Genomic DNA, 23973 nt, shown 5'->3' with positions numbered 1-23973 from the left:
GCCTGCCGTCGTTCTGCCGCTAAAAAGACGGACGCCTAAAACGCACCGACGCCCTCTCAGCCACCCATACAGAAGCGCACTCATGGTTCTCTGGATTCGTGATCTTTCTCTGAAATACAAGTTCTGGGCGCTGAACATGGTGACCTTCGTTACCACGTTGCTGCTGGTGCTGTTCGCCCTGCAACTGGAACAGCGGTCCCGCAGCCAGGACGCGCAAACCAGCGCTCAGGAACTGGCCAGGGTGCTGCAGGACTGGCCGGCAGGCAGTGCCCTCCCCCGCCATCCCGATCTGCTGGCGGCAGCTGCCGGTCAGGGGCTGGTTATCGAAGGTCGAACCATCGCGCCGGGTCAGGGCTGGCTTGCAATCGACCACGACCGCTTTTTCGCCACCACACCGGTTGTCGGCGCACAGCGGATCACTCGCTCAGGCGGCGACAGCCTTGCCGTTCTGGCTCGCGCGCCTAGCGTCTGGCAATTGCTGACGCAGCACTTTTTCAGCTATGCGCTGGCCGTCGCCGTTCTGATGCTGGCGCTGCTAGCGGCTTCTCAGGTGATGATCCGATTCCTGCTCAGCCATCTCAACACGTTGAAAGACGTCATGCTGCATGTGGAGCGCAGCGGTGATCTCACCGTACGCGTACCGTTGGACAGCGGTGACGAGGTCGGCCAGATGGCGGGCGCTTTCAATGCCATGCAATCCGGCTACCAGCGCATCGTAGGTACCGTCACCCAAGCGGCCACACGCCTGGACGAGGGCGCCAGCCGCCTGGCCTCCAGTATGGGCGAAGTACGCAAGGGCATGCTCGGGCAGAAAAGCGAAACCGATCAGGCCGCGACGGCGATCAATGAAATGAGCACGACCGTCTACCAGATCGCCGACCATGCGCGAGAAACCCGCGACCAGTCTCAGCATGCCGACCGTCTCGCCGGTGACGGCCACAGCGTCGTGACTCGCGTTGAGCGGTCGATATCCAGTCTGTCGCAAGGAGTGCAACAAACAGCCGAGACGATTGGACAACTCGCCGCCGACAGCCAGAAGATCAGCGGTGTCGTCAGCGTCATCCATAGCATCGCCGAGCAGACCAACCTGCTCGCGCTGAATGCCGCCATCGAAGCGGCTCGCGCTGGCGAGATGGGCCGGGGCTTCGCGGTGGTGGCGGACGAGGTGCGTAGTCTAGCCAAACGTGTTCAGGTGTCGACCGACGAGATCACCCAGATGATCTCCGGGCTACAAGCCATGACACGCGACGCGGTGGAGTTCATGCAGGAAAGTTCGCTGAAGGCCGACGACTGCGTGAGCGAGGCCCGCGAGGCGGGGTTGGCTCTGGAAGCGATCACCGCAGCGGTCGCGCAGATGCGCGAGAGCAACACCCAGATCGCGGATGCCGCAGAGCAGCAGAGTGGCGTAGCCGAAGAGCTGAATCGCTCGGTGACCGGCATCCGCGACGTCACCGAACAGACCGTTGAGCAGACCGCCGTGTCCGCCGCCACCAGCTCCGAGCTGGCTGCACTCTCCAAAGAACTGAGCAAAGCGATTCAGCAATTCAAACTGTGAGCCGCCCCTTCAGCACGAGGCCAAGGTCTCGCGCTGGCGGGCCGACCGATGGAGAGCGCTGGCCAGTCTTCGGTCGAAGCCGTCCTGATGGCCGAACCTTGGCTCAGCCGAACACCGTTACCGTCTGGCGACTCAATGCCACCAGCTCACCCCCAGGGGTCCAGAGCGCCGCTGCGCAATGGCCATAACCATCCTGGGCATGCTCGATCACCGCGCGGTACTGACACCAGTCGTGAGTATCGAGCGACGGCATCGGCTGGATGAACTCGATGGTCCAGGTCAGCGAACTGCCAGGTGCGAATCCCTTCAGATGCGACAGTACGGCTGGCGGCCAGGCATCCACCAGTGCCAGCAGATGCGAAACGGTCACTGGCTCGCGCTCGACCTCGCCGCGTAAGCGCACCCAACCGCCCATTTCGCGCGACGTGTTGCCCGAGAACGGCAGCCCACCGATGCCCCAGCGCATCGCCAGATAACGGGTGAATTCCGGCGCGGCGCCCGGCACATAGGGCAGCTCCTGACATTCGTCTACCGGCGGCATCGACGGCGCGGGCTCTGCGGCTACCCGCACCGCCGATGCGCGGGCCGCACCGAAACTGCCCTGGACGATGGTTACCACCTGGCCGTTCTGCACCGCACGCCCGAGCACTTGGCTGACCGCCTTGCCCTCGCGCAATACCTCAGCCTCGAAGCTGACCGGAGTATCTACCATCAACGGGCCGACAAAGGTGATGGCCAGCGAGCGCGCTGGACGGCCGTCCGGCACCTGCGCCTGCATGGCCTCATAGACCAGCGCTGCAACCACACCGCCGAAACCCGCACGCCCCTGCCCCCAGGTGGCCGGCACGATGACGTTCGCAGGATTGTCACGCACGGCTCGTATCAGTTCGAAAAGGGTCATGCCCACCTCGGATTGTTTTTATCGGTCACCATCTTATCGCCGACGTGCGGCCAGAAGTGTGCAGTTGAGCATTGGTGATAGGACACCATCGCACGCAGCTATCGCTCGCCGGGTTCAGTTTCCTGCTTTCTGCGCGTACCGGAGCGCCAAGGCAGCTGGCGACGCAGTCTGGCGAGCGAAACGTGCATTTCGTTTCTGTCTGCGGGCTGGCCAGCATAACGCGCCATCTCATAGAGCCGGGTGAACTCCCGTATCGGCTCGGCGACGATCGGCATCAACACTGCCGCGCGCTCGGCGAAATCACGCGGGCCCTCGCCGACCTGCCGCTCGACGCCGTGCCGAGCGAGGAGTCGTTCGAACCGATGGAACAGGCGCAGCTGTGGATCACGTTCACGGCGCCAGGGTTTAAGCAGCAGCAAAGCCAGGACCATCGTCAATAGCGCGGCCGCAGCAACGGTGAGCAACCCGAGCTTACCGGCGTCGACCTTGCCGAACAGTCCTTTCAACACGTCCAGCTGACGCTCACCCTGGTAGCCGAGCACCCATCGCTGCCAACCGTAGTTGAGATTGTCCCAGCCGAATCGCAGCTGATTCAGCCAGCCGATATCTCGGTAGCGCCGCAGCGCCAGCGGTGAGTCATCAAACAGCGTCTGCTCGTCGGAAAGTGCATCCTCAAGGCCTCGTTCGATGCGTTCCGGCGCGACTTGAAACGTGGGGTCGATCGAGACCCAACCGCGACCCGCAACCCAGTACTCGACCCAAGCGTGGGCGTCCAATTGACGAACCGACAGATAATTGCCCGTCGGATTGATCTCCCCGCCCTGATAGCCCGCCACGACCCGAGCGGGAATGCCGGCGGCACGCAAGACGAACGTCATCGCGCCAGCGTAGTGAATGCAGAATCCGTTCAGCGTATCGAACAGAAAGCCGTCAACGATATCGCCCCCCGCCGATGAAGGCCGCAGCGTGTATCGGTACGGCTGTCGATTGAAATGCTGGAGGAGTGCCTGCACCAGCGCCGTCGGGTCTGGATTATCGCGGCGCAACTGCGCGGCCCAGGCACGGCTGCGCGGATTGCCTTGTGCCGGCAACTGCAGCGCACGCTCCAGTGTGGCAGCGCTAGCCACAGGTTCGCGACGCGATTCGGGCCACGAGGTGACCTGATAGAGCAATGCCTGATCGATCGGACGCGGGCGTTGTAAATGGAAATCTGGCATCAACCGCACGCCCCCCGCATCGACCTGCGCCACATCCAGCGCGTATAGCCATGGACGGCCGCTGGGCTGCATCACCACCGAGTAACTCACCGCGGCGCCTCCGGGCGTCCAGTCTGGCGCCCCTGGGATCTGTACAGCGAGCGATTGCGACCAGCGCCGACCATCGAAGCGCTCGAACGTGACGGCCCGCCAGTAGAGCTGATCCCGCTCGGGGATCGGGCCTTCGAAGCTGGCTCTGAATGCCAGCCCGGCAGACCGGCTCAACTGCGCGATGTCACCCGGCGACATGCTGTCAGAAAGCCCCGTCACTCCGCGATCTCGGGGTTGCGGCAATGACCAGAGCGGCCCCATCCGGGGAAACAATACGAATAGAACGAGCATCAGCGGTACAGCCTGCAGCAGCAGCGAGCCAGCCAGGCGCAACGTTGCCCAGGGGTGTGTATCGGTGCTGCTTTGCTGCAGGCCAATCATCGCGGCCAACAAAACGGTGACAGGCAGCAGGCTGTAAAGGCCGGCCGGCAAGCTGTCATAGAACAGATAGCTGGTCGCCACGGCAAAGAAGCCGAGAAGGATCAGCACCCAAGCGTCGCGCCGGCTGCGCATCTCCACCAGCTTCAGAATGAACGCGGCAATCAGCAGTACGACGCCGGCATCGAGCCCGATCAGGCTGCCGCGCGAAACGAACACGCCGCCGCCGACGCCAATCATCATCAAAACCTTCACCCAGCCTCTCGGATAGCGCGCGCGCATGCGAAAGATCTGCACGCGCCAGGTGGCGCAAGCCAGCCAGAGGCCGATGATCCATAACGGTAGGTGACCCAGGTGCGGCAAGATCACCAGTACCTGGGCGACCAGCAGCCAGACCAGGCCGTTGCGCGGAATCGACTGCTGGGTGCTCATCGAACCTCCCGTTCCAGACCGAACACCGCCAGTTCACGCAAGCAGCGGTTGCGGTGGTCGACCCCTGCATCCGGACCGATAAGTGTCGCGCCGATCTGCAAGGCGAAGGGCTGCTGACGCGCAGACAGTTCGACGATCCAGTGGCATAGCACCGACAGTCGCGACTCGATGTCACCTTCGAGCGCATCCAGATCGAGCAACGGTTCCTGCCCAAGCAGAGCGGTGAAATCCTTGACCAGCAGCCCCTGCCCACGGGAATAGGCTTTCCAGTTGAGGCGTCGCCGCGAGTCGCCCGGCTGCCAAGGTTTCAAACCCTGATAGTCATCGATGCCGGGCCCTGATACGCAGGTGCCCTCGCGCTCTTCGTCAGCGGGCCCTCTGGCGGTCGGCAACTCGCCCTCCACAGGTCTTGGATACACCAGAGCTGCCAGTTGCAGATCCACCCAGCTCCAGGCCACCAAAATGCCCAAAGGAAAGCGGCTCTCGACACGCACACGCCCCGGCCGTAACCAGCCACGATCTTCGGTTGGCAGGCTCAGATCGACCTCGCAGGTTCCCCCTACCGGCACGTCGACCACCTGTAGGCCGCTTTTTGGCCAGCCCAGCGCGACGGCCTGGTAGAGGCGTCCACGGCTTTCCAGTCGTACTTGCAGACGCGCCTGCTCTCCGAGGAAGACGGCCGGTGAACTGCCCGCCAGTAGCGTCAGACCGGCGAGATTGCGCCAGGTATGCAGAATCGCGACCAGATATACCGAGCCGAGCAGGAACGTCAGCGCGTAGGCGAGGCTGTTCTGGTAGTTGATCGCAGCAACCAGCATCAATAGCAAAGCCAGCAGAAAGGTCATGCCCACCGGCGTCGGCATGATGAATATCCGTCGCTGGTCGAGCCGCATGCTCGGGCCCGGCGGAATACGCTTCAATAGCCAACGTTCACGTATCCGCGGCAGTAGTCGCATGCTGAGCCCCCGGGCAGGTCGTGCGAGTCAGAGCGCTGGCACTTCGCGCAACAGCCATTGCACCAGCGCGCCACCACCGTGACCTGTGGCATCGGCACGCTCGCGCAGACGATGCCCTACCACCGCGGGCAGCACCGCCTGAACGTCTTCGGGTATGGCGTAATCGCGCCCATCGAGAAATGCCCAAGCGCGTGCCGCGGCCAGCAGGGCGAGACTGCCTCGCGGCGACAGTCCCCAGGCGAACTGAGGCTGCGTGCGGGTCGCCTCGACCAATCTCAGCACATAATCGACCAGTGCGTCGCTGACCCGAACCTGCGCCACCGCATCCTGAATTTCCCCCAGCGTAGCGCGGTCGAGCAGAGGCTCCAGCCGCACAAGCAGATCACGGCGTGGATCGCCTAGCAGCAAGGCCTTCTCGGCGGCTTTCGCCGGGTAACCCAGCGATAAGCGCATGAGGAAGCGGTCCAACTGCGACTCAGGTAAAGAAAACGTCCCGCCGGAGCTGACCGGGTTCTGCGTGGCCACCACGAAAAATGGATCGGGCAGCGGCCGCGTGGCGCCCTCGATCGTCACCTGCCCCTCTTCCATGGCCTCGAGAAGCGCGCTCTGGCTTTTTGGCGTGGCTCGGTTGATTTCGTCCGCCAGAATCAGCTCGGCAAAGATGGGTCCTGGATGGAAAGCAAACTGACCGCTGTCCTTATCGAACACCGAAGTGCCGAGAATATCGCCCGGCAGAAGGTCGGAGGTGAACTGGATCCGCTGGAACTCCAGGCCCATCACCCTGGCGAGGGCGTGACTGAGGGTGGTCTTGCCCATGCCCGGAAGGTCCTCGATCAGCAGGTGCCCTCTGGCCAGCAGACAGGCCATGGCCAATCGCACCTGTGATTGCTTGCCGAGCAATATGTCGTTCACCGCTCGCAGGCAGACATCCAATCTAGCGCGCATTCCGCTCTCCTTCGATTCGTCCCACGATGCTACTGACCCGAGACGCGCAGGCAAAGCCGACGGAAATCTTTGTTGACGAAGTTGTGACCGGGCACTTGCTCGGCGGCACCTCGAACGACCTATACGGCAGCGAGCGCTTGGTATCCTGCCAGGCCCGACTGAACGTGGTCGGCCGGCAGCTGGCGTGCCGCTGTACCGGAAGCAGTTCGGCCTCTAGGCTGTCGCGACCATCGAATGGCCCGGGCGGCGCCACCGCTCACTGCGGCCGGAGCATCTCGAAACGCTCGCGCGTGTAGGTATAGCTGGTGCCACCAAGCCTTCCGACCACGTCGAGCCTGGCCGGGTCGATGCGGCCGCGCTCATCGAGCAATCCGTCAGCCACATGCGCCAGCAGCACCTCGGCGAAAATCAGATGGCAGTTGGGTGACTCCGCTGGATAGGGCAGGATCTGTGCGACTCGACACTCGAAAGCAACTGGTGCCGCGCACACCCTGGGTACGTTAACCAATTTGGCGGGTTCGCTGGCAATGCCACAATGCTCGAATTCGCTGATGCCATGGGGTAGCACGGCAGCGGATGCATTCATCGCCTCGACCTGCTCGGCCCCCACCAGTTGAACCACCAGCTCACCGGTATCCCGTGCGTTTCGCGCAGTGTCCTTCGGCATGCCGTCCTTCAGGCCCACGTTGATCAGCAACGTCGGCGGCTCGCTGCTGATGACTTGAAAGAAACTGAAGGGCGCAAGGTTGCTGATGCCATCGGTCGAACGGGTCGACACCCAGGCAATCGGACGCGGGGTAATCGTCGAGGTAAGCCAGCGATAGCGCTCGGCCGGGGTCAGTGCGCAGAAGTCGAGTTGCATGGAGATTTCCAAATGAACCGATCAGCACATTCGGCTCGAGCGTATACGGCGGTGGCACCTGCCGAAGGTGCCACCGGAAGGGGTGTTAGCGACCTGCGCGCGACTCGCGGAGATAGAAACGGGCCTTCTTGGCCTTTTCCACGCAGCCTCGATAAGCCTCGAATTGCTGTTGGGTTTTGGCACCCGTCAGTAAAGCCATTGCCTTGGAATAACTTACGGTACCGGCGAAACCCTCCGCTTCGGCAAGGCTCTGCTCTTCCCAAGCCGCATTGAGCTGAGACGCACAGCTGTCGCGATAGGCGGTTTTTCCGGCGCAGCCGGTCAGGGCCAACGCCAGCACGGATAAACAGATCAGACTTTTCATCGATACATCCCTCACTTTCGAGACCTGCTCATTTTTGCTTGCCTGCTGCACGTTCGCGCAGGAATTCGACTACGGCGTCCTGCTCTCCAGCGAACTCGATACGGGACGCTTTGCTCTCTCGCTGATAGGCGTACATCGGATCGTAGTACTGCTTCAACAACGTCTCGATCCATCCGCGGTGCAGCTCGACTGCGCCAGTACTGGCCTGTTCGGCAAGCGCTTGATCCATGATCGCGGCCAAGCGTGCGAAGCGTTCGCCTCCGAGCCGCTTGCTGATATTGACCAGACTTTGCCGTAAACGCTCGGCGAATGCGGTGAACCCTTCCTCGCCCTGCTCGGCAATGAATTCGGCACAGAGGTCGATCACATAGTCCTTGAGAATGCGATCAACCCGGCTGTCGAAGCTGTCCTCCAACCACACCAGCGGATAGCGTTGCATACCTTGGAACAATGGCAGCGGGATGGAGCAGCGCCCGACCAGCCGTGCTTCGTCTTCAAGGACGAACTGCCGAGCGCCAGCATGCTGCATCTTCAGCAAACGAATCGCCAGCGCATTCTCGAAATCGATCTGTACCGGCTGCGGCGTGGCGCGCTTACCGAAGCTCGACCCGCGGTGGTTGGCAATGCCTTCCAGATCGACGCTGTCCTCCAGACGCGCCAGCACCTCGGTCTTGCCGGTGCCGGTCATGCCGCCGACCAACACGAAATCATCATGTTCGGCCGCGTGCTCGATGGTTTCCAAAAGAAAATGACGCATCGCTTTGTAACCGCCGGTCACACGAGGATAGTCGATCCCCGCCTCGGTCTTGAGCCATTGCTGGACCAGCTGCGAACGCAGCCCACCACGAAAACAGTAGATATATCCGCGCGGATTTTGCCGGGCGAAGTCGGCCCAGGCCTGGATGCGCTCGGCCTTGATCTGACCGCTGACCAGCCGATGGCCAAGCTCGATCGCCGCCTGCTGACCGTGCTGCTTGTAGCAGGTGCCGACCTTCTGCCGCTCCAGATCGTTCATCAGCGGCAGATTGACCACACCGGGGAAGGCGCCCTTGGAAAACTCCACCGGAGCCCGGGCATCCATCATGGGCACATCGTTGAGAAACAGTTCGCGGTAATTATCGGTATCGCCGCGCATCAACGGACCTCGACGGCAAAGGTGCCGGCTTCGATCAGCTCGCCGATCGACTCGAGCACGAGACCGAGTTCGGCCGCGACCGCGTGAAACTCTGCCTCGCCCTCAGGCGCTACCGCCACCAGCAACCCACCACTGGTTTGCGGATCGCAGAGCAGTTGTTTGTGCGACTCGTCGAGCGTGGCAATACGTTCGCCATAGCTGTCGAAGTTGCGTCCGGTGCCGCCGGGGACGCAGCCCTGCTCCAGGTAATACTCGACGCCCTCGAGGCGCGGCACGCGGGCATAGTCGATACGCGCGGTCACACCGCTACCGTCGGCCATTTCCACCAGGTGCCCGAGCAGACCGAAGCCTGTGACGTCAGTCATGGCACGAACGCCAGCAAGCTTGCCGAAGCGGCTGCCGGGGGTGTTCAACGTGCACATCCAGTCACGGGCGCGACCGACATCCTCGGCTCGCAGCTTGGCCTTTTTTTCGGCAGTGGTGAAAATGCCGATGCCCAACGGCTTGGTCAGGTAGAGCTTGCAACCCACAGACGCCGTGTCGTTGCGCTTCATCTGCGCTTTGTTCACCAGGCCGGTCACCGCCAGGCCGAAGATCGGTTCGGGGGCATCGATCGAATGGCCGCCAGCCAGGGGAATGCCCGCCGCATCGCAGACCGCGCGCCCGCCGGCGATAACCTCGCGGGCCACTTCAGGCGGCAGCAGGTTGACCGGCCAGCCGAGGATCGCAATGGCCATCAACGGGTCTCCGCCCATCGCATAGATGTCGCTAATGGCATTGGTGGCGGCGATTCGTCCAAAATCGAATGGATCGTCGACGATGGGCATGAAGAAGTCGGTGGTCGAGACCACGCCGCGCTCATTATCGATACCGTAGACGGCAGCATCGTCACGCGAGGCGTTGCCGACCCACAGGCGCGGGTCGAGATTTTGCGCGCCACTGCCGGCAAGGATCACGTCCAGCACCTTCGGCGAAATTTTGCAGCCGCAGCCGGCACCATGGCTGTATTGGGTGAGACGGATGGGTTCGCTCATCTGAAGGGCTCTCATGATGCTGGCAAAACGGGCGCCGATTGTAGCAAGAAGGCCGGCGTCTCGCGGTAATCCCGGTTACACCGGTCGGCTGATGGCGGTGCCATAGGCCTGGTAGAAATCCTGGTTCGGCTGCGCTCGAATTAGCTGATGGCGGGGCTTGATGCCCCGCGTCTGAGGCTGGAAGCTATCACCCTTGCCAAATGGGGAGAATCACATGGGCAACAAGGTTGCACTGGTACTGGGATCGGGTGGCGCGCGTGGCTATGCGCACATCGGGGTCATCGAGGAGCTCACCGCCCGGGGTTACGAGATCAATTGCATCGCGGGCTGCTCGATGGGCGCAGTGGTCGGCGGGATTTATGCCGCGGGCAAGCTGGGCGAATACCGGGACTGGATCGAGAGCCTGGACTATTTCGACATGCTGCGGTTGGTCGACCCGAGCTTCAGTCTCGGAGCGATACGCGGCGAGAAGATCTTCGGCCGTATCCGTGACATGCTCGGTTCGGTCAACATCGAAGACCTGCCAATTCCGTTCACTGCCGTCGCGGCCGATCTCACCAACCAGCAGGAAATATGGTTTCAGGAAGGCAACCTGGAGCTGGCGATGCGCGCTTCGGCAGCCATCCCAAGTCTGTTCACCCCAGTCATGCAAGGCAACCGAATGCTGGTTGATGGCGGGATCCTCAACCCCTTGCCGATTGTCCCGGTGGTCTCCAGTCACAGTGACATCATCATCGCGGTGAACCTCAACGCCAATAACCATCGGCAATACCCCCTGCCGGAAGTGATTCGCCCTGGTCGCTTCGATGCCATGGTCAGCTCGATAAGCTCGCATATTCCGTTCTGGCGCAGCAAGGGACTAGAAGAGCATATCGCTGAACTTCAAGCCCCTGACGAAATTGGAGCGAGCCAGCCACCAGCGGCCCCTACCGGGCAAAGTGCACCGAAATCGGCGGAGGGGTCGATGGTGGTGGATGTCGGCGGTCCAGCTTCATTGCTGGAGCTGATCAACCAGAGCTTCGAGGTGATGCAATCATCGCTGACGCAATACAAGATTGCTGGTTATCCACCGAACGTGCTGGTCAACATTCCTAAACGCGCCTGCCGGTTTTACGAGTTCTACAAGGCGCCCGAATTGATCAAGCTCGGCCAGATCATCGCCCGCGACACGCTCGACAAATACGAGGAAGAACAGCTCTAGCCACAGCTATGTCCCTCTTCACCGAGAAGCTGCTCGATCGACACCGGCGGACAACTCATTCGGGGTGACGACTTCGGGCACTTCCTTGATCAACCAGTCACCCAGCAGACTGTAGGCGACCGCCAGGAGCGTCGGGCCGAGAAACAGTCCCATGAAACCGAACGCCAGCACGCCGCCGAACACGCCCAGCAGTACCACCACTAGCGGCAAGTTGCCGCCGCGACTGATCAGATAGGGCTTCAGCACATTGTCCACGCCGCTGATGATGAACATGCCCCATATGCCGAGGAAAACTGCCATTCCATATTCGCCCTGCCAGGCAAGCCAGGCCACAGCCGGCCCCCAGACCAGCGGCGGGACCATCAGAAAGCTGAACGCGAACGTCAGCACGCCGAGAATCAACGCACCCGGCACTCCAGCGATGCTGAACCCCACATAGGCCAGAATCGCCTGCGCAGCGGCGGTGCCGATCACACCGTTGACCACGCGCTGTACCGTACCGGCAACCAGCTCCAGGTAATGATCCGCACGATCGCCGATCAGTCGATGCAGCAAACTGTGGACGAAGGCCGCCAATTTTGGGCCGTCGCGGTAGAAGAAAAACACCAGCACCAGACTGAGCGCCAACTCCAACATCCCTCCCCCGATCCGCGCGCTGCGTACCAACAACCAGTTGCCGACCTGGCCGACATAAGGGCGAATCGTCGCGAAGAAGGCAGTGCCCTGCTCGTTAATGGTGCTCCAGAGGGTCAATAGCCGATCGCCAACCAGCGGCACCTCGCCCAGCCACACCGGAGGCTCCGGCAGGCCCTGCATCTGCAGGCTATGCACCAATACGTTGACCTCGCGGATCTGATCGGCAATGTTGAACCCCAGCCACACCAGCGGCACCGCTACCGACACCATCCAGCCGAACGTCAGCAGGGTAGCGGCAAGGGTGGAATTGCCCTTTAACCAGCGTGTCAGCACACGCATGACCGGCCAGCTGGCAAACGCCAATACCGCTGCCCAGAACAGCGCGGAAGCAAACGGAGCCAGTACCCACACACAGGCACCGAGCAGCACCAGAAGCAAAATCTGCACCAGCAAACGATCGTTGTTAAGCATCAGGGTACCTATGGGGAAACGCGGTGCGCTCCAGGGGAGCGTATCAGGGGAGCGCTATTGCATTCTGAAGCCTGTTCTCAGCGCAACAGTTTGATACGCAGACCGTCCTCGTCGGTCCTCTCGACATCTAGGCGTCGCGCCTTGATTCGCTCCTGCGTCAGCGCTTCCCGCCAGCCCTCGGCACCCTTCCCCGCCAGCGCGACCCGCATAGTGCTGTCGAGCCGCAGAACATTCGCCAGCAGCGCGCCCCACTCAGCCGTGGGCTCTTGGGGCAACCTCGGCAACCAGAGTTCTCCGTTGCTCTTCAATTGACGTAACAGCGTGGCCGGATTCGGCAGAATGACACCGAGCGCCTCGTCGGGGGTGAATTGTTCCACCTGCAGATAAGGGCGGCCATTGCCCCGCGTGATGCCGTAGAGCGCCATGAGGCGATCGGAATCGCCCGGCAGACGCGCCAGCAGATAGGCCTGCCTGGCATCGGGACCGTAGAGCGTCGAGCGTTGGAATATGTCGTTGGCCCAGAGGCTGCTCGATCCACACTCTCGCCCCTCACACCAGAAGAGCAGTTCGGCACCGTCCTGCAACAGCCGGTTGCGTGCCCGTTCGAAAGCTTCGATACCGGTATGTACCTCTGGTAACTGATAAGTGGCGGCGGTCAGCTGGCCACTTGCACTCACCTGGTCGCTCATTCGCAGACGACCGCTGATGCGGCGAATCGAGTCCAGCGGATAGGTCCGCTCCAGTACCTGCTGCTCCTTGAACGCAACAATTTGCGCTTGTGGGTATCGCTCAAGCGAGTCGAAGTCCCGGCTACCCGGTACATCAGCAGCGCTCGCGGTGTGAGCGAGCATGGCCAGCGCGACTGTCCATACACTTCGCATACTCAACGGATCACCTTCGACTGGGCAGTCTTACCGTTGGGCGTGGCGGCGGCATGGAGATAGATCATTGAGGTACTTCCTGTTGAGGCGATGCCCCAGCCTCACCAGTTGGCAAAAGCAAGTCAAGCCGGGCTTTGCGACAGATTCTTGCGCAACCGCACCTTTGCTCGATTCAAGCCGCGAAGAACGGGTTGAAAACAGCTGCCACCGCTTCGGCTCCCGCTTGATCATCCAGATGCAAATGATGCCCTCCGGGCAATCGATGCCGCATGAACGGCAACGTCTCGGTCAGTTCAATCATGGCCGGTTGTGTCATCAAGCCCTGCTCCGCCAGTACCAAACTCGAAGGGCAAGCCACCCGATGCACGAAGGCCTGCGCATGCGCACGAGTCAGGCGCATCGCGGACGGTAGCATCAAGCGGGCATCGGTGCGCCAGGTATAACCACCGGGCACTGGCATCAACCCTCGTTCAGCAAGCCGTTCAGCTGCCTCGTGACTGACCGCGCCGACGCCCTTCATGCGCGCCGCGACAGCCTGTTGGAATTCGGCATAGACCGGCTTGCGCTTGTCGTCGACGGCGAGCAGCGCCTGTAACGACTCGCCAAGCTTTTGCGGTGCGGTGTCGGCTTCGCCCGTATAGGGAATCACCCCATCGATCAACGCCAGACGCTCGATGCGGTCGGGCATGGCACCGGCCAGCAACACCGACACGATGGCCCCCATCGAATGGCCCAGCAGAGAAAAACGCTTCCAGCCGAACTGCTCGGCCACCTGCAGCACATCGTGGGCGTAATCCCAGATGTTATAGGCCGCGCCAATCGGACGGTGGCCGGAATGGCCATGCCCTGGCAGGTCGAGCGCAACGATACGCACACCTTCCAGCAGCGGCGCGAGCCGGGAGAAAGTGGCGGCGTTGTCCAGCCAACCGTGCAGCGCGATGACCGGTCGACCCTCTTCTGGGCCGTAAAGGTGCGCCGCGACTTCGATATGCGGCAGGCTTAGGCGAATCTCTTCGAATACAACACTCATGCGGCACCTCGTTGGCCCAGTTCACCCCAGCGAGCGAATACCCGTCTGAGCAACATCGCCGTATCACCCGGACGCTCGAGCGGAAACATGTGCCCTCCCGGCAAGGTATGCGCTTCGCCGTGGGTAACCAGGCGAAGCAGGCACAGGTGATGAGGCAGCACTACGCTGCTCTGGCGACCACGCACCACGGCGAGTGGAATCTTCAACGCATGCGGCCAGCCGGGCGTTACGTGCGGCACACTGCGGTAGATCTCGATTTCGGTTTCCGGATCGAAGCGTAAGCGCAGCCCTTGGGCGGTTGGCTCCAACCCATGTTCGAGGTAGGCATTCAGGCAATCGGGATCGAATGCGCGGAACAACGCCTTGCTGGCGAAGTATTGCCGTGCCTCATCTGTGCAACTGAACGCCTCGCGACGGCCGAGGGTGCGACCAGCCGGCGTAAGCCGATCGATGAAGCCGAAACGCTTCGCCGCCCAGATCAGCGTCTGATCGAACCAGGTGGTCATTGGCGAATCGAGCATGACCACACCGCGATAAAGGTCCGGCCGTTGAAGGGCTGCGTGATAGTGCAGCATTCCACCCAGCGAGTGACCTACGCCCCAGACAGGCTCCTCAAGAGGCGCGAGCTGTTCAAGGAGTTCGCGCACCAGATTCTGCCAGTTGTCATCCACGGGGAAACGCGGATCGTGTCCGTGCTGGTCGAGGTGGGTGATGACGTAGTCCGGCGCCAGCGCGTCGAACAGCTTGCGATAGGTCGCGGAGGGAAAGCCGTTGGCGTGGGCGAAGAAGATGCGTTGCGTCATGGGTTCGATGCGGAAAGAGAAAGGCAACCATTGTCTGGCCCCCTACTCCCTACGGCAATCGGTCTGAGCGACGGAACCCAAGGCAGTCCTGCCAAACAAGGCGTCTACGACGCCTCTGCACGCCGCGGACTGTTTTCTCCCAAGGGCATCACGGCAACGGTCAAGCGGGAAACACAGCTGGGCTTGCCATCATCACCACTTAGACGGATGTCCCAGACGTGGCTGGAGCGCCCGAGATGGATTGGACGACAGACCGCAGTGACGCGCCCGCTGCGCAACGCGCGAATATGGTTGGCGTTCACTTCGAGGCCGACACAATAGTATCGGCTCGGGTCGATGCACTGATAGCTGGCCACGGAACCTACGGTTTCGGCGAGCACCACCGAAGCGCCACCATGCAGCAAGCCATAAGGCTGGTGAGTGCGGGAATCGACCACCATGCTGGCGGTAAGGGAGTCGTCACCGACGGCTTCGAACCGAATATCGAGCAGTTCGGCGATGGTGTTCTGGCTGTTAGCGTTGAGTTGTTCGAGTTCCGGAAGACGGTGCCAAATGCTCAAGTGTCGCTCTCCATGTACTTGATCTAAACCAGCACGTTGCGCTGCGCTCTAGTTTTTCAGAACGATGTCGCTGGTCAGCCCGGATGCTGCAGTTTGACGAGGCGCATCAGTCCCGCAGCCAGATGTTCGCCATCCAGCTCGGCCAGGCTGGCAGTCGCCATCGGTAGCGGCGCGTCGCGATGGCCACTGACCAGCCAGCCACCCAATACGCCGACAAAGGGCTGGTGGGTCACAAGCAGTAGATTCTGCTCGGCGCGACGGTCGAGATATAGCATTGCATCGTTTGGATCCGACTCGGGCGTCAGCCAGGGTACCGTCTCGACCGGACCGGCGAAATCAAGCGTCTGCCGGACGATTTCTGCGGTCTGCTGGGCCCGCTGATAGGGGCTGACGAGGATAACCTGCAGCGCCTGATCCAGCAGTTGGGCCGCAGCGCCCTCCACTTCGAGCCGACCGGCGGCTGTCAGGTTACGTTCCGCATCGGTACGGGCCCTGGGCTCGGCCTCCCCGTGACGCAGCAGCCATATCTTCATGGCTGCGGCTCCTGCGCTGGCGGCGTCGGCGTCACGGGTGGCGCCGTTTCCATATCGGCGGGACGCGGTTGAGGCCAATCGGACATCGGCCAGGGCTTGCGATCCGTGTTGAAGGTGCCGAAACGGCCGATCTGTGCCACGTACTGACTGAGGCTGTCGCCCAGCGCTAGCAGACTCTCGTTGGCCTTGCCATTCACCGAACGCAGGACCAACTGCGCGGCTACGACCACCAGCAGCCCCACCTCGGCCACCTGCCAGACAAAAAAGAAAACCAGCATCCAGATGGCACGCAGAATCAGCGATTCGCGATCCGTACTGCGTTGTGATGTGCTCATCGATATCTCCGCTATCGTTTCAGAAGCCGTCGGTGGAAATGAAATCCACGTCGGTCTTCGGCTCGCCGCGCATCAGCAGCGCGATTACCTGTTCCAGCGTACGCCCCTCGAACAGAATGGCATGTAACCCAGCGACCAGTGGCATGTAGACCTGAAGTTCCTCGGCCTTGGTCTTCAGCACCCTGATGGTATTGACGCCCTCAGCCACCTCCCCCAAACGGGATACCGCCTGATCGAGGCTCAGGCCTTCGCCAAGCGCATAGCCCACCTGAAAGTTGCGACTCTTCGAAGAAGTGCAGGTAACGATCAAATCTCCCACGCCCGCCAGCCCGAGGAAGGTCATAGGGTTGGCGCCCAATCGGACCGCAAACCGGGTCATCTCCGCCAGCGCGCGTGTGATCAGCATGCTGCGCGTGTTCTCGCCCATGCCCAGGGCAGCAGCCATCCCAGCCATGATGGCATAGACGTTCTTCAGCGCGCCGCCGAGCTCCACACCGAAACGATCGGAACTGGCATAGACGCGGAAGGTTCGCCCATGTAGCGCCTGCTGCACACATCGGCAGAGCGCTTCGTCGTCACTGGCGACAACGGTTGCGGTCAAGGCATGCTCGGCCACTTCACGTGCCAGATTGGGGCCCGAGATCACGCCGATTCGAGCCTGCGGTGCAATTTCCTGAAGGATCTGACTCATCAGCATAAAGCCTTGTGCCTCGATACCTTTGGTCGTGCTGACCAGCATCTTGCCCGACAGTTGAGCCGCGAACGGCGATAACGCCTGACGCAGCGCACTGGAGGGCAGCGCTACGAAGATCAGCTCGCAGTCCGCCAGCGTCTGCCCCAGGTCCGTCACCGGGGTGACCTCTGGAAGCACTACCACACCTTTCAGATAGCGCGGATTCTGACGCTGGGCGCGGATGCTTTCGGCCTGCTCGGCATCACGCATCCACAGCCGGACGCCGTGGCCATTTTCGGCAAGCAGATTCGCGATCGCGGTCCCGAAGCTACCGCCGCCAAGCACCGCTATGGGTTGCTGTTCAGTCATGAGGTATCCGTTTTGAGCCAACCTGGATGGCAATGATCGGCATTATACGTAGCGCTCCGCTCTCAGCCAGTACAAAGCCAGTCGTCAATAGAATCATCGGGTTACAGTTTCAAACGACGCCTTGATCCGGAAAAAGATCCCTGCGTCCAGCCATGCCCTGCGGGCATCGTCGCGATACGTTCCCCTATGGTCTATAAGGGACAGGTCGTCGCATGGTCGTTGTCGCAGGCCAGGAGTGTTAAAGTATCGGCCCGTTTCTACCATGGTCTTCTCGTAGTCGGTCGAAACGAGCGGTATCCATGTCCTTGCGCTGTGACTTTCGGCGCAGGGTGGCAGTCTATGACTAGTCTTTATGATCGGACTCTCTATGTTTCGGGTCGGATAAAAAGCAGCAAGCCCTCCATAAAGGGACCATTGAGGAATACGCATGACCAAACAACAGGCCTTTACTCGGGAAGATCTGCTTCGTTGCAGCCGCGGCGAGCTTTTCGGGCCCGGTAATGCGCAACTGCCCGCGCCGAACATGCTGATGGTCGATCGCATCGTTCATATCAGCGAAGTGGGCGGTAAGTACGGCAAAGGCGAGCTGGTCGCCGAGCTGGATATCAATCCTGATCTCTGGTTCTTTGCCTGCCATTTCGAAGGTGACCCGGTCATGCCCGGCTGCCTGGGTCTTGACGCCATGTGGCAGCTGGTCGGCTTCTATCTCGGCTGGCAGGGCAACCCCGGCCGTGGTCGTGCGCTGGGTTCTGGCGAAGTGAAGTTCTTCGGCCAGGTCCTGCCGACCGCCAAGAAGGTCACCTATAACATCCATATCAAACGCACCATCAGTCGCTCTCTGATCCTCGGCATCGCCGATGGTACCGTCAGCGTAGATGGTCGCGAGATCTACAGTGCCGAAGGTTTACGCGTCGGCCTGTTTACATCTACCGATAGCTTTTGAAGGACTTCCGCATGCGTCGCGTCGTGATCACCGGCCTGGGTATCGTTTCCTGCCTCGGCAATGACAAAGACACCGTTTCCGCCAACCTGCGCGCCAGCCGCCCTGGCATTCGCTTCAACCAGGCTTATGCGGACATGGGTCTGCGCAGCCAGGTTTCGGGTTCGGTCAATCTGAACCTCGAAGAGCTGATCGACCGTAAGGTTCTTCGCTTCATGGGCGATGCGGCGGCTTATGCCTATCTGGCCATGCAGCAGGCGTTGGAAGATTCCGGCCTCAGCGCTGATGATATTTCCAATCCGCGTATCGGCCTGATCGCCGGCTCAGGTGGCGCTTCGACCATCAACCAGATGGAAGCCATCGATATCCTGCGCGACAAGGGCGTCAAGCGCATCGGCCCATACCGCGTGCCGCGCACCATGAGCAGCACGGTATCCGCCTGCTTGGCCACGCCGTTCCGGATCAAGGGCATCAACTACTCCATCGCCTCGGCTTGCGCCACCAGCGCGCATTGCATCGGCCATGCGATGGAGCAGATTCAAATGGGTAAGCAGGACGTTGTTTTTGCCGGTGGCGGCGAAGAAGAACATTGGAGCCAGAGCTGCCTGTTCGACGCCATGGGCGCGCTCTCCAGCCAATACAACGCAACGCCGGAGAAGGCTTCGCGGGCCTACGACTCCAAGCGTGACGGTTTTGTCATCGCGGGCGGCGGCGGCATGGTCGTGGTCGAAGAGCTGGAACACGCGCTCAAGCGCGGGGCCAAGATCTACGCGGAAATCGTCGGTTACGGTGCCACTTCAGACGGCTACGACATGGTTGCACCAAGTGGTGAGGGCGCGTTGCGCTGCATGCAGCAGGCTATGGCGACGGTCGATGGCGACATCGACTACCTCAACACCCACGGTACCTCCACGCCGGTGGGCGATGTCGCCGAGAGCAAGGCCGTGCGCAACATGTTCGGCGACAAGGTCCCGGCCATCAGCTCGACGAAGAGCCTCTCCGGTCACTCGCTGGGCGCCGCAGGTGTTCACGAGGCGATCTACTGCATGCTGATGATGCAGGGCAACTTCATCGCAGGCTCGGCCAACATCGAAGAGCTGGATCCGGAAGTCGCTGACATGCCGATCGTTCGTGAAACTCGCGAAGATGCCAAGATCGACACCGTCATGAGCAACAGCTTCGGTTTCGGTGGCACCAACGCCACGCTGGTCCTAAAGCGCTGGAAAGGCTGATCGACAAGCGGTTAGAACAACGGCGCCTTAGGGCGCCGTTGTTGTTTGTGCGTTCTGTGCCGATTTCAGGTCCGATCAGGGTCGTGCTCCGTCTTCACCCACATCACCATGAGCGATACATGAAGCGGCGGTGAACAGCGCGTCGGTGGATGAGTTCAGCGCAGTTTCGGTCGAATCCTGCACCACGCCGATGATGAATCCGACCGCCACCACCTGCATGGCCAGATCATTGGAGATGCCAAACAGGCTGCACGCCAGCGGAATCAGCAACAGCGAACCGCCCGCCACGCCGGATGCACCGCAGGCGCAGATGGCCGCGAGCAGGCTGAGCAGGATGGCAGTGGGTATATCGACGACGATACCCAGCGTATGGACGGCCGCCAGGGTCAGCACCGTGATAGTGATCGCCGCCCCGCCCATGTTGATGGTCGCACCCAGTGGGATCGACACCGAATAGGTGTCCTTGTGTAGCCCGAGACGCTCGCAAAGCTGCATGTTGACCGGGATATTCGCTGCCGAACTGCGTGTGAAGAATGCGGTGATCCCGCTTTCACGCAGGCAGGTCAACACAAGCGGATACGGGTTCTTGCGAATCTGCCAGAACACGATCAGCGGATTCACGACGAATGCCATGAAAAGCATGCTGCCGACCAGCACCAACAGCAGTTGCAAGTAGCCGGCCAGTGTCGTGAAGCCGGACTCAGCGAGCGTCCCGGCGACCAGGCCGAAAATGCCCAGCGGTGCGAAGCGAATTACAACCTTGACGATCAGCGTCACCCCTTCCGATATATCAGCAATCAGATCGCGCGTGCTTTCGCGGGCGTGGCGAAACGCGACACCTAGACCGATGGCCCACGCCAGGATGCCGATGAAGTTGCCTTCGATAAGCGCGTGCACCGGATTGTCCACCACGTTGAATAATAGGGTTTGCAGAACGGCGCCGACCCCGGACGGTGGCGCGACGTCGTTGGCCTGACTGATCAATGTGAGGCTGGTGGGAAACAGCGTACTGGCGATAACCGCTACCACGGAGGCGCTCAAGGTTCCCAGCGCATAGAGCACCAGGATCGGCCGGATGTGCGTTGGCTGTCCGCGTTTATGGTTGGCCAGAGACGCGGTTACCAGCACGAAGACCAGAACTGGTGCAACGGCCTTCAAACCCGACACGAACAGATCTCCTAGCAGGCTGACCGAGTTCGCGGTTTGTGGAGACAGCCATGCCAGCAGGCAACCGGCGACCAGCCCGACAACGATCTGGGTCACCAGACTGACACGGTTATAGGCTCTAAAAAGGCGACTTGAGAGGTTGAGCATTGGTAGTCTCGGCGTAAGAGGCTGGACCGGGCGCAACGCCTTGACGCTGATGAGCGCTACGGCGATGGCCGATTAAAAACGCCGGATAGTACGCATATCAGTCCTCAATGCCCAGCACCGAGGCAAACGGAACGCTGCCGCAATGGTGCTAACAGCGCCATACAGCTCGCCCCGAACAACGGGGCGCGCTGTTGGTTCACAGTCAGATACGGAAGCGCGCCACCAGCTCGTTCAGGCTGACAGCCAGCCGCGCCAGTTCCTGGCTCGCGACGCTGGTCTGATTGGCACCCGCCGAGGACTGCAACGACAGATCTCGAATGTTGATCAGGTTACGGTCGACTTCACGAGCCACTTGAGCCTGTTCCTCCGAAGCGCTGGCGATAACCAGGTTGCGCTCGCTGATCTGACTGATCGCTCGTGCGATGTCATCAAGCGCTTCACCCGCAGTACGCGCGACACCCAGCGTGCTACGTGCCCGTTCGTTGCTGGCTTGCATGGCTTGAACCGCTTTATCGGTGCCCTGGTGAACGTCCCCGATCATCTGCTCGATCTCCTGAGTAGATTGCTGGGTGCGGTGCGCCAGCGCCCTCACCTCATCGGCTACCACCGCAAAACCGCGGCCAGCCTCGCCAGCACGAGCCGCCTCGATGGCAGCGTTGAGCGCCAGCAGATTGGTCTGCTCGGCAATCGAGCGAATCACATCCAGAACCTTACTGATGTCCCGTACCTGACCGGCCAGTTGCTCGACCTGATTAGCGGTAGTGGTGACATCCTCTGCCAGCAGATCTATCGACTCGACGGTTCTGATCACCTGCTGGCGACCATGCTGCGCCGTCGTGTCCGACTCACGTGAAGCCTCGGAAGTCGCCACCGCATTGCGGGCTACCTCGTCCACAGCCGCCGTCATTTCATTCACCGCCGTGGCGGCCTGCTCGATCTCATGGTTCTGTTGATGCAGTCCGCGAGTCGAATCCTCGGTAACGATGTTGAGCTCTTCAGCCGCCGAAGCCAGCTGATTGGACGAATCGGCAATGCCCTGGATGGTATTGCGCAGATTTGTCTGCATGGCCTTCAGCGCAACCAGCAAGCGCGCCGGCTCGTCGTTGCCTTCTATGGCAAAGTCCCGAGTGAGATCACCAGCAGCCACCGCCTCGGCCACTTCGACCGCCTGATTCAAAGGCCGAACGATGCTCTTGGTGAACAGAACAGCCAGCGCCACAGTCACAAGCGCCGCCATGATGATGGTGATAATCACCCAGCTGAACGCCGTTTCGTACGCCGTCAGCGCGCGGCCCGCGGCAAGACCCGCTTCGTCGGCATTGATGCGCTGCAGATCGGCCAACGCTTTGGTCATTGCATCAGCATGCTCGCTGATGCTGCCGTTCATGACATCCAGTGCTTGCTCCCGCGCACCCCGGATGGCGAACTCGACCACCTTGCTCTGCTCAACCATGTACTGAGCCTGAGCGGTTCTAAAGCGTTCATATGCCGCCTTTTCATCTGCTGTCGTCAGCATCCGTTCGTATTCGGCTTTCATCGAACCGACGTCATCGGTCAGCTTGGAAAGCATCTGACTGGTCGAGGTACGTGCTTGGTCGGTGTTCAACATGATCAAGCGCATCGTCAGCGCACGCGTACGTTGCATGCCGGCGTTCAGGTCCCCCAGGCTGACGAGGCTCGGCAGCCAATTCTCGTCAACTTCACGGGATTGCTTACGCATCTCGGCCATCTGGTTCACAGCGAACAAGCCCAGGGCCAGGACCATGAGACCAATCAAGCCGAAGCCAACTGCAGAGCGGCTCGAAATATTCAAACGTCGGATCGACATAGGACCTTGTACTCCAAGAGATGTGCTGCACTCATCGCAGCAGTAACAGCCCTGATATCGGAGTCGGAACCAATAGCTTGAATAATTGACGTCAAAAAACAGCGCTGCACGGCGGAGTTTCGACGAATGGCAAAAGTAGCTGGCAGATAGCCACTAATGCCCGCTGATTTTTGCGCGCTCAGCTATTTCTGATGCGATTTGCGAGGCAAGACAGCCAAAAAGTTCTCGCGTGCGACCTGACGAGCAACAGGCTCAGGCAAGGCATCAAGGAACGGATCGAACGCATGGATGTTTTCGGCCAAGCCATCGAACCGTCCAACCACGTCAGTACCGATCATGAAGCGCGTGGGATGACGCTCGATCAGTGCCAACCAATCCTTGTCCGGCACGCCAGCCTCGTCCATGAGATAGGGCCTGAGCATCGTCCATGACAGATCGATGTAGAGATTGGGGTAATCATCCAGCAGACGGCTGACCGTCGGAAGCAAAAACTCGAGCTTTTCCTGATGTCGGTGCAGCTCCATGCTGGTGCCGGCATGTGCCCAGATGAAGCGGGTATGAGGGTGATTGCGCAGTGGCTCTTCCAGCTCTGCCAAATAGAGAGGGTTGCGCTCGCGCTTGGAGGTGATGTTGGAATGCAGCATCACCGGTAGATCGAACTCGGCTGCCAGGTGATAAACCCGCGTCAGCGCCTCGTTGTTGGCGCGAGGCGTATCGCCTTCGGTCAAGGCGGTCACGTCGTCGTGACGAGTGAATACCTCTCCCAGCCCCTGCCAGAGACCCGGATCAAGATCGAGCATTCGCCGGATGTGCGCATCGGCATTCTTGTCGTTGGGATTGAAGCCAGACAGGAACGGATGGAATCGGCGACGTTGCTCTTCGTTCAGCTCCTTCAATGCCGCAGCAACCACCACATCGGTTGCGCTGTACCAATAAACCGGCGCGTCGTCACCGGCATAGTAGCGAGGTCGCTTGGGCTCGTTCTCATGCCATTTCTTGGCAACCGGAATACCGCTGATCATTACATGATCGATATCACCGGCGTCCATGGCCTTGAGCAAGTTGGCCATGCCATCGCTTTCTTGAAAGAAATCAACGAAATGCAGATGCGCATCGCTGTAGTGATAGTCGCGCGCATACGCCGGTGCACTTGAAGCAACCAGGCACAACGCGACAAAACAGTTTCGTAAGGTGAACAACCAATGACCTCCTGACAGCCAAGCGGATAGACCGCCCCGCCGCATGGCGGTTCAGTAGTCGCTGTCGTTTCGCCTGTGTATTGGTGACTGAATCCGTTT

The 23973-nt window shown here is 60.9% G+C and carries 23 protein-coding genes and 1 pseudogene; 4 read left to right on the top strand and 20 right to left on the bottom strand.

Annotation, left to right across the window (positions count from 1 at the left end):
- Window positions 1-82: 82 nt before the first annotated feature.
- Window positions 83-1555: a methyl-accepting chemotaxis protein gene (locus tag ACL0K2_RS22365; RefSeq protein ID WP_413043432.1), complete on the top strand. Its 1473-nt coding sequence runs from the start codon at window positions 83-85 to the stop codon at window positions 1553-1555.
- Window positions 1556-1658: 103 nt separating this feature from the next.
- On the opposite strand, the gene ACL0K2_RS22360 is transcribed toward ACL0K2_RS22365, so the two are convergent.
- From ACL0K2_RS22360 to selD, 8 genes are all read right to left on the bottom strand, one after another.
- Entirely contained in the window at window positions 1659-2456 is a 798-nt protein-coding gene (locus tag ACL0K2_RS22360; RefSeq protein WP_239612074.1) for an acyl-CoA thioesterase, read from the bottom strand.
- A gap of 98 nt (window positions 2457-2554) precedes the next feature.
- Window positions 2555-4573: a DUF3488 and DUF4129 domain-containing transglutaminase family protein gene (locus ACL0K2_RS22355; protein ID WP_413043431.1), complete on the bottom strand. Its 2019-nt coding sequence runs from the start codon at window positions 4571-4573 to the stop codon at window positions 2555-2557.
- A complete protein-coding gene (locus ACL0K2_RS22350) occupies window positions 4570-5529 on the bottom strand; it encodes a DUF58 domain-containing protein (RefSeq protein WP_413043430.1) in 960 nt (319 codons plus the stop codon). Before ACL0K2_RS22350 ends, ACL0K2_RS22355 begins: the two co-directional genes overlap by 4 nt.
- Window positions 5530-5556: 27 nt before the next feature.
- A complete protein-coding gene (locus tag ACL0K2_RS22345; RefSeq protein ID WP_045161554.1) occupies window positions 5557-6474 on the bottom strand; it encodes an AAA family ATPase in 918 nt (305 codons plus the stop codon).
- 256 nt (window positions 6475-6730) lie between these two features.
- Window positions 6731-7336, bottom strand: a complete 606-nt coding sequence (locus ACL0K2_RS22340; RefSeq protein ID WP_413043429.1) for a flavin reductase family protein — start codon at window positions 7334-7336, stop codon at window positions 6731-6733.
- An 85-nt stretch (window positions 7337-7421) separates the two neighbouring features.
- Window positions 7422-7700 carry a lipoprotein gene (locus tag ACL0K2_RS22335; protein WP_045161552.1) on the bottom strand — a complete coding sequence of 93 codons (279 nt, stop codon included), beginning with the start codon at window positions 7698-7700 and terminating at the stop codon, window positions 7422-7424.
- Window positions 7701-7728: 28 nt separating this feature from the next.
- Window positions 7729-8835, bottom strand: a complete 1107-nt coding sequence (gene mnmH, locus ACL0K2_RS22330; protein WP_413043428.1) for a tRNA 2-selenouridine(34) synthase MnmH — start codon at window positions 8833-8835, stop codon at window positions 7729-7731.
- Window positions 8835-9869, bottom strand: coding sequence for a selenide, water dikinase SelD (gene selD / locus ACL0K2_RS22325; protein ID WP_045161550.1), 1035 nt, complete (start codon window positions 9867-9869; stop codon window positions 8835-8837). Before selD ends, mnmH begins: the two co-directional genes overlap by 1 nt.
- Window positions 9870-10083: 214 nt before the next feature.
- Here selD and ACL0K2_RS22320 point away from each other — a divergent pair, with 214 nt between their 5' ends.
- On the top strand, window positions 10084-11070 hold the full coding sequence (locus ACL0K2_RS22320) for a patatin-like phospholipase family protein (protein WP_239612069.1): 987 nt from the start codon (window positions 10084-10086) through the stop codon (window positions 11068-11070).
- Window positions 11071-11088: 18 nt separating this feature from the next.
- Here ACL0K2_RS22320 and ACL0K2_RS22315 read toward each other — a convergent pair whose 3' ends face one another.
- The 8 genes from ACL0K2_RS22315 to ACL0K2_RS22280 form a co-directional block, all read right to left on the bottom strand.
- Window positions 11089-12177 (bottom strand): AI-2E family transporter, encoded by a 1089-nt coding sequence (locus ACL0K2_RS22315; protein ID WP_045161548.1) that lies wholly within the window; start codon window positions 12175-12177, stop codon window positions 11089-11091.
- 77 nt (window positions 12178-12254) lie between these two features.
- The gene (locus ACL0K2_RS22310) at window positions 12255-13058 is read right to left on the bottom strand and encodes a DUF4892 domain-containing protein (protein WP_239612068.1); all 804 of its coding nucleotides are present in this window, start codon (window positions 13056-13058) and stop codon (window positions 12255-12257) included.
- A gap of 172 nt (window positions 13059-13230) precedes the next feature.
- Complete coding sequence (locus ACL0K2_RS22305; protein WP_045161546.1) at window positions 13231-14088, bottom strand: alpha/beta fold hydrolase; 858 nt, start codon at window positions 14086-14088, stop codon at window positions 13231-13233.
- Complete coding sequence (locus ACL0K2_RS22300) at window positions 14085-14891, bottom strand: alpha/beta fold hydrolase (protein WP_413043427.1); 807 nt, start codon at window positions 14889-14891, stop codon at window positions 14085-14087. The genes ACL0K2_RS22305 and ACL0K2_RS22300 overlap by 4 nt, the downstream gene beginning before the upstream one ends.
- A 104-nt stretch (window positions 14892-14995) precedes the next feature.
- The gene (locus ACL0K2_RS22295) at window positions 14996-15451 is read right to left on the bottom strand and encodes a hotdog fold thioesterase (RefSeq protein WP_045161544.1); all 456 of its coding nucleotides are present in this window, start codon (window positions 15449-15451) and stop codon (window positions 14996-14998) included.
- 74 nt (window positions 15452-15525) lie between these two features.
- Window positions 15526-15984 carry a phosphohistidine phosphatase SixA gene (gene sixA, locus ACL0K2_RS22290; RefSeq protein WP_045161543.1) on the bottom strand — a complete coding sequence of 153 codons (459 nt, stop codon included), beginning with the start codon at window positions 15982-15984 and terminating at the stop codon, window positions 15526-15528.
- Complete coding sequence (locus ACL0K2_RS22285) at window positions 15981-16319, bottom strand: DUF4389 domain-containing protein (protein ID WP_413043426.1); 339 nt, start codon at window positions 16317-16319, stop codon at window positions 15981-15983. Before ACL0K2_RS22285 ends, sixA begins: the two co-directional genes overlap by 4 nt.
- A 19-nt stretch (window positions 16320-16338) precedes the next feature.
- Complete coding sequence (locus ACL0K2_RS22280) at window positions 16339-17361, bottom strand: NAD(P)H-dependent glycerol-3-phosphate dehydrogenase (RefSeq protein WP_239612061.1); 1023 nt, start codon at window positions 17359-17361, stop codon at window positions 16339-16341.
- A 427-nt stretch (window positions 17362-17788) separates the two neighbouring features.
- On the opposite strand from ACL0K2_RS22280, the gene fabA reads away from it, so the two are divergent.
- Both fabA and fabB read left to right on the top strand, forming a co-directional pair.
- On the top strand, window positions 17789-18304 hold the full coding sequence (gene fabA, locus ACL0K2_RS22275) for a 3-hydroxyacyl-[acyl-carrier-protein] dehydratase FabA (protein WP_045161538.1): 516 nt from the start codon (window positions 17789-17791) through the stop codon (window positions 18302-18304).
- A gap of 11 nt (window positions 18305-18315) precedes the next feature.
- Window positions 18316-19533, top strand: a complete 1218-nt coding sequence (fabB, locus tag ACL0K2_RS22270; RefSeq protein ID WP_045161537.1) for a beta-ketoacyl-ACP synthase I — start codon at window positions 18316-18318, stop codon at window positions 19531-19533.
- A gap of 75 nt (window positions 19534-19608) precedes the next feature.
- On the opposite strand, the gene sstT is transcribed toward fabB, so the two are convergent.
- The 4 genes and pseudogenes from sstT to ACL0K2_RS22250 all read right to left on the bottom strand — a co-directional run bounded on the left by sstT (window position 19609) and on the right by ACL0K2_RS22250 (window position 23874).
- Window positions 19609-20847 (bottom strand): serine/threonine transporter SstT, encoded by a 1239-nt coding sequence (gene sstT, locus ACL0K2_RS22265; protein WP_045161536.1) that lies wholly within the window; start codon window positions 20845-20847, stop codon window positions 19609-19611.
- Between the two features lie 202 nt (window positions 20848-21049).
- Entirely contained in the window at window positions 21050-22084 is a 1035-nt protein-coding gene (locus ACL0K2_RS22260; protein WP_413044508.1) for a methyl-accepting chemotaxis protein, read from the bottom strand.
- Window positions 22085-22207: 123 nt separating this feature from the next.
- A pseudogene (locus ACL0K2_RS22255) lies at window positions 22208-22612 on the bottom strand (MCP four helix bundle domain-containing protein); the annotation flags it as partial.
- A gap of 245 nt (window positions 22613-22857) precedes the next feature.
- Window positions 22858-23874 (bottom strand): amidohydrolase family protein, encoded by a 1017-nt coding sequence (locus ACL0K2_RS22250; RefSeq protein ID WP_239612057.1) that lies wholly within the window; start codon window positions 23872-23874, stop codon window positions 22858-22860.
- Between the last annotated feature and the right edge of the window lie 99 nt (window positions 23875-23973).

Origin of the sequence: Pseudomonas sp. YJ42, assembly GCF_047225135.1 — a bacterium.
Classification (GTDB): Bacteria; Pseudomonadota; Gammaproteobacteria; order Pseudomonadales; family Pseudomonadaceae; genus Stutzerimonas; species Stutzerimonas stutzeri_E.
This window is presented reverse-complemented; position numbering and strand designations above follow the sequence as displayed.

Bases quoted from the DNA above. Each gene is read 5' to 3' on its own strand.
- ACL0K2_RS22360 (WP_239612074.1), bottom strand. From the start codon at position 2,456: ATGACCCTTTTCGAACTGATACGAGCCGTGCGTGACAATCCTGCGAAC.
- ACL0K2_RS22320 (WP_239612069.1), top strand. From the start codon at position 10,084: ATGGGCAACAAGGTTGCACTGGTACTGGGATCGGGTGGCGCGCGTGGC.
- ACL0K2_RS22260 (WP_413044508.1), bottom strand. From the start codon at position 22,084: ATGGCGGCGCTTGTGACTGTGGCGCTGGCTGTTCTGTTCACCAAGAGC.
- sstT (WP_045161536.1), bottom strand. From the start codon at position 20,847: ATGCTCAACCTCTCAAGTCGCCTTTTTAGAGCCTATAACCGTGTCAGT.
- ACL0K2_RS22280 (WP_239612061.1), bottom strand. From the start codon at position 17,361: ATGACTGAACAGCAACCCATAGCGGTGCTTGGCGGCGGTAGCTTCGGG.
- ACL0K2_RS22350 (WP_413043430.1), bottom strand. From the start codon at position 5,529: ATGCGACTACTGCCGCGGATACGTGAACGTTGGCTATTGAAGCGTATT.
- ACL0K2_RS22340 (WP_413043429.1), bottom strand. From the start codon at position 7,336: ATGCAACTCGACTTCTGCGCACTGACCCCGGCCGAGCGCTATCGCTGG.
- selD (WP_045161550.1), bottom strand. From the start codon at position 9,869: ATGAGCGAACCCATCCGTCTCACCCAATACAGCCATGGTGCCGGCTGC.
- fabA (WP_045161538.1), top strand. From the start codon at position 17,789: ATGACCAAACAACAGGCCTTTACTCGGGAAGATCTGCTTCGTTGCAGC.
- ACL0K2_RS22305 (WP_045161546.1), bottom strand. From the start codon at position 14,088: ATGAGTGTTGTATTCGAAGAGATTCGCCTAAGCCTGCCGCATATCGAA.
- ACL0K2_RS22355 (WP_413043431.1), bottom strand. From the start codon at position 4,573: ATGAGCACCCAGCAGTCGATTCCGCGCAACGGCCTGGTCTGGCTGCTG.
- ACL0K2_RS22315 (WP_045161548.1), bottom strand. From the start codon at position 12,177: ATGCTTAACAACGATCGTTTGCTGGTGCAGATTTTGCTTCTGGTGCTG.
- ACL0K2_RS22365 (WP_413043432.1), top strand. From the start codon at position 83: ATGGTTCTCTGGATTCGTGATCTTTCTCTGAAATACAAGTTCTGGGCG.
- ACL0K2_RS22310 (WP_239612068.1), bottom strand. From the start codon at position 13,058: ATGCGAAGTGTATGGACAGTCGCGCTGGCCATGCTCGCTCACACCGCG.
- mnmH (WP_413043428.1), bottom strand. From the start codon at position 8,835: ATGCGCGGCGATACCGATAATTACCGCGAACTGTTTCTCAACGATGTG.
- ACL0K2_RS22345 (WP_045161554.1), bottom strand. From the start codon at position 6,474: ATGCGCGCTAGATTGGATGTCTGCCTGCGAGCGGTGAACGACATATTG.
- ACL0K2_RS22285 (WP_413043426.1), bottom strand. From the start codon at position 16,319: ATGAGCACATCACAACGCAGTACGGATCGCGAATCGCTGATTCTGCGT.
- ACL0K2_RS22335 (WP_045161552.1), bottom strand. From the start codon at position 7,700: ATGAAAAGTCTGATCTGTTTATCCGTGCTGGCGTTGGCCCTGACCGGC.
- fabB (WP_045161537.1), top strand. From the start codon at position 18,316: ATGCGTCGCGTCGTGATCACCGGCCTGGGTATCGTTTCCTGCCTCGGC.
- ACL0K2_RS22300 (WP_413043427.1), bottom strand. From the start codon at position 14,891: ATGACGCAACGCATCTTCTTCGCCCACGCCAACGGCTTTCCCTCCGCG.
- sixA (WP_045161543.1), bottom strand. From the start codon at position 15,984: ATGAAGATATGGCTGCTGCGTCACGGGGAGGCCGAGCCCAGGGCCCGT.